This is a genomic window from Pseudomonas sp. JV245A (assembly GCF_032424515.1).
GTDB classification, from domain to species: Bacteria; Pseudomonadota; Gammaproteobacteria; order Pseudomonadales; family Pseudomonadaceae; genus Aquipseudomonas; species Aquipseudomonas protegens.
Genome location: NZ_VYKE01000230.1, coordinates 1 through 5489, shown reverse-complemented (window position 1 = coordinate 5489; position 5489 = coordinate 1). Strand labels below are relative to the sequence as shown.

Annotated in this window: 6 protein-coding genes and 1 pseudogene; all 7 read left to right on the top strand. The window is 64.3% G+C overall.

Going from position 1 to position 5489, the window contains the following annotated elements; translation table 11 throughout:
* A pseudogene (locus F6S12_RS29380) lies at positions 1–140 on the top strand (muconate cycloisomerase); the annotation flags it as partial.
* 10 nt (positions 141–150) lie between these two features.
* Positions 151–441: a muconolactone Delta-isomerase gene (catC, locus tag F6S12_RS29375; RefSeq protein WP_011062149.1), complete on the top strand. Its 291-nt coding sequence runs from the start codon at positions 151–153 to the stop codon at positions 439–441.
* A 51-nt stretch (positions 442–492) separates the two neighbouring features.
* Positions 493–1422 (top strand): catechol 1,2-dioxygenase, encoded by a 930-nt coding sequence (catA, locus tag F6S12_RS29370; protein WP_011062148.1) that lies wholly within the window; start codon positions 493–495, stop codon positions 1420–1422.
* A 136-nt stretch (positions 1423–1558) separates the two neighbouring features.
* Positions 1559–2515, top strand: a complete 957-nt coding sequence (locus F6S12_RS29365; protein WP_011062147.1) for an AraC family transcriptional regulator — start codon at positions 1559–1561, stop codon at positions 2513–2515.
* A gap of 221 nt (positions 2516–2736) precedes the next feature.
* On the top strand, positions 2737–4101 hold the full coding sequence (benA, locus tag F6S12_RS29360) for a benzoate 1,2-dioxygenase large subunit (RefSeq protein WP_053159608.1): 1365 nt from the start codon (positions 2737–2739) through the stop codon (positions 4099–4101).
* The gene (gene benB, locus F6S12_RS29355; RefSeq protein ID WP_011062145.1) at positions 4098–4586 is read left to right on the top strand and encodes a benzoate 1,2-dioxygenase small subunit; all 489 of its coding nucleotides are present in this window, start codon (positions 4098–4100) and stop codon (positions 4584–4586) included. Before benA ends, benB begins: the two co-directional genes overlap by 4 nt.
* Positions 4587–4596: 10 nt before the next feature.
* A partial coding sequence (gene benC / locus F6S12_RS29350) for a benzoate 1,2-dioxygenase electron transfer component BenC (RefSeq protein ID WP_315869658.1) occupies positions 4597–5489 on the top strand: 893 nt, incomplete at its 3' end.

The window sequence follows — 5489 nt, the reverse complement described above, 5'->3', positions numbered from 1 at the left end:
ACATCCTCGCCGAGCCGCCGGTGTACCGGGATTTCCACCTGCATGTCTCAAAGGCACCGGGCCTTGGCCTGAGCCTGGACGAAGAGCGCCTGGCGTTCTTCCGTCGCGACAAAACCACCCCCGTGCTGCATCACACCTGAGGAGGGCTGCATGCTATTCCACGTGAAAATGACCGTGAACCTGCCGGTCGACATGAACCCCGAGCGCGCCGCGCAGCTGAAAGCCGACGAAAAGGCCCTGGCCCAACGCCTGCAGGCCGAAGGCAAGTGGCGCCACCTGTGGCGCATCGCCGGGCTGTACGCCAACTACAGCGTGTTCGACGTCGACAGCGTGCAGGAATTGCACGACACCCTGATGCAATTGCCGCTGTACCCCTACATGGCCATCGAAGTTGACGCCATGTGCAGGCATCCTTCGTCCATTCATGAGGATGACCGCTGAGCCCGTGCCAGCCCGTTCACCACTCTAATAAATACAAGATGAGGATTAATCATGAACGTCAGAATTTCCCACACTGCCAGCGCCCAGCAGTTTCTTGAAGAAGCCAGCGGCCAGTTCACCGAGGGCGGCAACCCCCGGGCCAAGGCCATCATCTACCGCATCCTGCGGGATTCGGTGAACATCATCGAAGACCTGGAGATCACCCCGGAAGAGTTCTGGAAGGCCGTCAACTACCTCAACGTTCTCGGCGCCCGCCAGGAAGCCGGGCTACTGGCCGCGGGCCTGGGCCTGGAGCATTACCTGGACCTGCTGATGGACGCCGCCGACGAACAGGTGGGCAAGACCGGCGGCACCCCGCGCACCATCGAAGGCCCGCTGTACGTGGCCGGTGCACCGCTGAGCCAGGGCGAAGCGCGCCTGGACGACGGCGTCGACCCGGGGGTGGTGCTGTTCATGCAGGGGCAGGTTCGCAACACCGCCGGCGAGCCACTGGCCGGGGCCATCGTCGATGTCTGGCACGCCAACACCGGCGGCACCTATTCCTACTTCGACGGCAGCCAGTCGGAGTTCAACCTGCGCCGGCGCATCGTCACCGACGCCGAGGGCCGCTACCGCTTTCGCAGCATCGTGCCGTCCGGCTACGGTTGCCCGCCGGATGGCCCGACCCAGCAACTGCTGGACCAACTGGGCCGCCATGGCCAGCGCCCGGCGCACATCCACTTCTTCATCTCCGCCGATGACCATCGCCATCTGACCACCCAGATCAACCTGGATGGCGACCAGTACCTGCACGACGATTTTGCCTACGCCACTCGCGACGAGCTGATCGCCCAGATCACCTTCAGCGAAGACCAGGCTCGGGCCAAGGCCCTGGGGGTCAGCGGGCGCTTTGCCGAGATCGAGTTCGACTTCACCCTGCAGTCTTCGGCCCAGCCGCAAGAGCAGCAGCGCCACGAGCGGGTCCGCGCCCTGGAGGACTGAAGCGCCGACCGTGCCTGGCCCGGCCACGGAGCACCGACCCAGGTGCCCGTGGCTTTTGCCGTTATGCCGGGCCTGACGAGACTGCGCTGCGTGCCTGAAGCGCAGACCCAATAAGAACCATCAGAGTGACCCGATCATGCAGATGCATCTGTTGAGTGAGCGCAGCAGCGTGTTTGTTCAAGCCGATCCCTATGCCGTATCCGGTTACGTCAACCAGCATGTGGGCAGCCACTGCATCCGCCTGCCCCGGGCCGGCCATCCCCAGGCCAGCCTGCAGCACCGGGCCCTGGCCAGCCTGGATTTGTGCAGCATCAGCTACGGCGCCAGCGTGCGCGTCACCTCGCCGGCCCTGGAAAGCATCTACCACCTGCAAGTGCTGCTGCGGGGCCACTGCCGGTGGCGTGGCCCGGGCCAGGAGCACTACTTCGCCCCGGGGGAACTGCTGCTGATCAACCCCGACGATCCGGTGGACCTGACCTATTCCGACGACTGCGAAAAATTCATCATCAAGATTCCCACCCACCTGGTGGAAAACGCCTGCCAGGAACAGCGCTGGCAGTACCCGGGGCAGGGCGTGCGCTTTCTGCGCCAGCGCTACCAACTGCAGGAACTGGAAGGCTTCGTGCCCTTGCTGAGCCTGCTGTGCCAGGAAGCCGAAGCCCTGGAAAGCATGCCCAAGGTCCAGGAGCACTACGCGCACATCCTGGTGGGCAAACTGCTGGGGCTGATGCAGACCAACGTGCAGCGCGGTGCCCTGGGCGCCTCGGCGGCGACCTTCGAACGGATTGCCGACTACATCGAACGCAACCTCAAGCACGACATCGGCTGCGAAGAACTGGCGCAACAGGCGCGCATGAGCCTGCGCTCGTTGTACGCGCTGTTCGAGCGCAACGCCCGCACCACGCCGAAGAACTACATCCGCCAGCAGAAACTGCAACGGGTGCACGCCTGCCTCAGCGACCCGCACAGCCCGGTGCGCAACGTCACCGAACTGGCCCTGGATTTCGGCTTCCTGCACCTTGGGCGTTTTGCCCAAAGCTACCGCCAGCAATACGGCGAACTGCCCTCCGACACCCTCAAGCGTCGGCACTGATCCTCTGGCATCGGCCTCTTGTAGGAGCTGGCTTGCCAGCGAAGAGGCCTGCAGGCTCAGCACCCCATCCAAGGGCCTTTTCGCCGGCAAGCCGGCTCCTACACAGGCCACGTCGGCGCTTTTGCAGAAAACGGATACAGGTGTGCACGCATTGGCTATTGCCCGTTCCAAGCCCGCCCTAGCATGGCCCTGCCTGAATAAAAACAATGGAGGCGGCGGCCATGTCCCTGCGACCCGAATACCTGCATTCCCTGCTTGAAGAAGACCCCGACCAGGGCGTCTACCGCTGCAAGCGGGAGATGTTCACCGACCCCCGGCTGTTCGACCTGGAGATGCAGCACATCTTCGAAGGCAACTGGCTGTACCTGGCCCACGAAAGCCAGATCCCCAATCCCAACGACTACTACAGCACCACCATGGGCCGGCAGCCGGTGTTCATCGCGCGCAACAAGAACGGCGAGCTCAATGCCTTCATCAACGCCTGCAGCCATCGCGGCGCCATGCTCTGCCGGCACAAGACCGGCAACAAGGCTTCCTTCACCTGCCCGTTCCACGGCTGGACCTTCAACAACACCGGCAAGCTGCTCAAGGTCAAGGACCCGGCCGCCGCCGGCTACCCGGCCAGCTTCAACTGCGAAGGCTCCCACGACCTGACCCGCGTCGCGCGCTTCGAGTCCTACCGTGGCTTCTTGTTCGGCAGCCTCAACCCCGACGTGCTGCCCCTGGTGGAGCACCTGGGGGAGTCGGCGAAGATCATCGACATGATCGTCGACCAGTCCGCCGACGGCCTGGAAGTGCTGCGCGGCTCTTCCAGCTACATCTACGAAGGCAACTGGAAGCTCACCGCCGAGAACGGCGCCGACGGCTACCACGTCAGCTCGGTGCACTGGAACTACGCCGCCACCCAGAACCAGCGCAAGCAGCGCGAGGCCGGGGAAGACATCCGCACCATGAGCGCCGGCACCTGGGCCAAGCAGGGCGGCGGTTTCTACTCGTTCGACAAGGGCCACATGCTGCTCTGGACCCGCTGGTCCAACCCCGAAGACCGCCCGCTCTACGAGCGCCGCGACGAACTGGCCCAGGACTTTGGCCAGGCCCGCGCCGACTGGATGATCGAGAACTCGCGCAACCTGTGCCTGTATCCGAACCTCTACCTGATGGACCAGTTCAGCTCGCAGATCCGCATCGCCCGGCCGATCTCCGTGGACCGCACCGAAATCACCATCTACTGCATCGCCCCCAAGGGCGAGAGCGACGAAGCCCGGGCCCGGCGCATCCGCCAGTACGAAGACTTCTTCAACGTCAGCGGCATGGCCACCCCCGACGACCTGGAGGAATTCCGCTCCTGCCAGCTCGGCTACCAGGGCAGCACCACGGCCTGGAACGACATGTCCCGCGGCGCCGAGCATTGGGTCCAGGGGGCGGACGACGCAGCGAAAGAAATCGACCTGCAACCGATCCTCAGCGGGGTGCGCACCGAGGACGAAGGCCTGTTCGTGATGCAGCACAAGTACTGGCAGCAAACCATGCTCGCGGCCCTGGAGCTTGAAGCCTCTCGCCGGATCGACGTGGAGGCCGTGCAATGACCATTTCCTACGACGCCGTGCGCGATTTCCTGTATCGCGAAGCCCGCTACCTGGACGACAAGGACTGGGACAGCTGGCTGGAACTCTACGCCCCGGACGCCACCTTCTGGATGCCCTCCTGGGACGACAGCGACCAGTTGACCGAAGACCCGCAGCGGGAAATCTCGCTGATCTGGTACGGCAACCGCAGCGGCCTGGAAGACCGGGTGTTCCGCATCAAGACCGAGCGCTCCAGCGCCAGCATTCCCGACACCCGCACCTCCCACAACCTGAGCAATATCGAGCTGCTGGAGCAGGGCGACGGCCAGTGCAAGCTGCGCTTCAACTGGCACACCCTGAGCTTTCGCTACAAGACCGTGGACAGCTACTTCGGTTGCAGCTTCTACACCCTCGACCTGCGGGGCGAAAACCCGCTGATCCTGGCCAAGAAAGTCATCCTGAAGAACGACTACGTTCGCCAGGTCGTCGATATCTACCACCTCTGAGGCGACTGCCATGAGCCATCAAATCGCACTCAATTTCGAAGACGGCGTCACCCGTTTCGTCAACGCCAACCCGGGCGAAACCGTGGCCGACGCCGCCTACCGCCAGGGCATCAATATTCCCCTGGACTGCCGCGACGGCGCCTGTGGCACCTGCAAGTGCCTGGCCGAAGCCGGGCGCTACGAGCTGGGGGAGGACTACATCGAGGACGCTCTGAGCGCCGACGAGGCCGAGCAGGGCTTTGTCCTCACCTGCCAGATGCGCGCCTTGAGCGACTGCGTGGTGCGGGTGCCGGCCTCGTCCCAGGTCTGTCGCGCCGGGCAGGCCACCTTCCAGGCCAGCATCAGCGCGGTGCGCCAGCTGTCCGACAGCACCATCGCCCTGTCGATCAAGGGCGAGGCCCTGAACCAGCTGGCGTTTCTGCCGGGGCAGTACGTCAACCTTGGCGTGCCTGGCAGCGAGCAGACCCGCGCCTATTCCTTCAGCTCCCTGCAGCGCGATGGCGAAGTCAGTTTCCTGATCCGCAATGTGCCCGGCGGCCTGATGAGCAGCTTCCTCACCAGTCTCGCCAAAGCCGGCGACAGCATGACCCTGGCCGGGCCCCTGGGCAGCTTCTACCTGCGGGACATCCGCCGACCCTTGCTGTTGCTGGCCGGTGGCACCGGGCTGGCGCCGTTCACCGCGATGCTGGAGAAGATTGCCGAGCAGGGCAGTGAGCACCCGTTGCATTTGATCTACGGCGTGACCAACGACTTCGACCTGGTGGAACTGGAGCGCCTGGAAGACTTTGCCGCGCGCATCCCGCAGTTCAGCTTCAGCGCCTGCGTGGCCAACCCCGAGAGCCAGTACCCGCGCAAGGGCTACGTGACCCAGCACATCGAACCGGCGCACCTCAACCAGGGCGA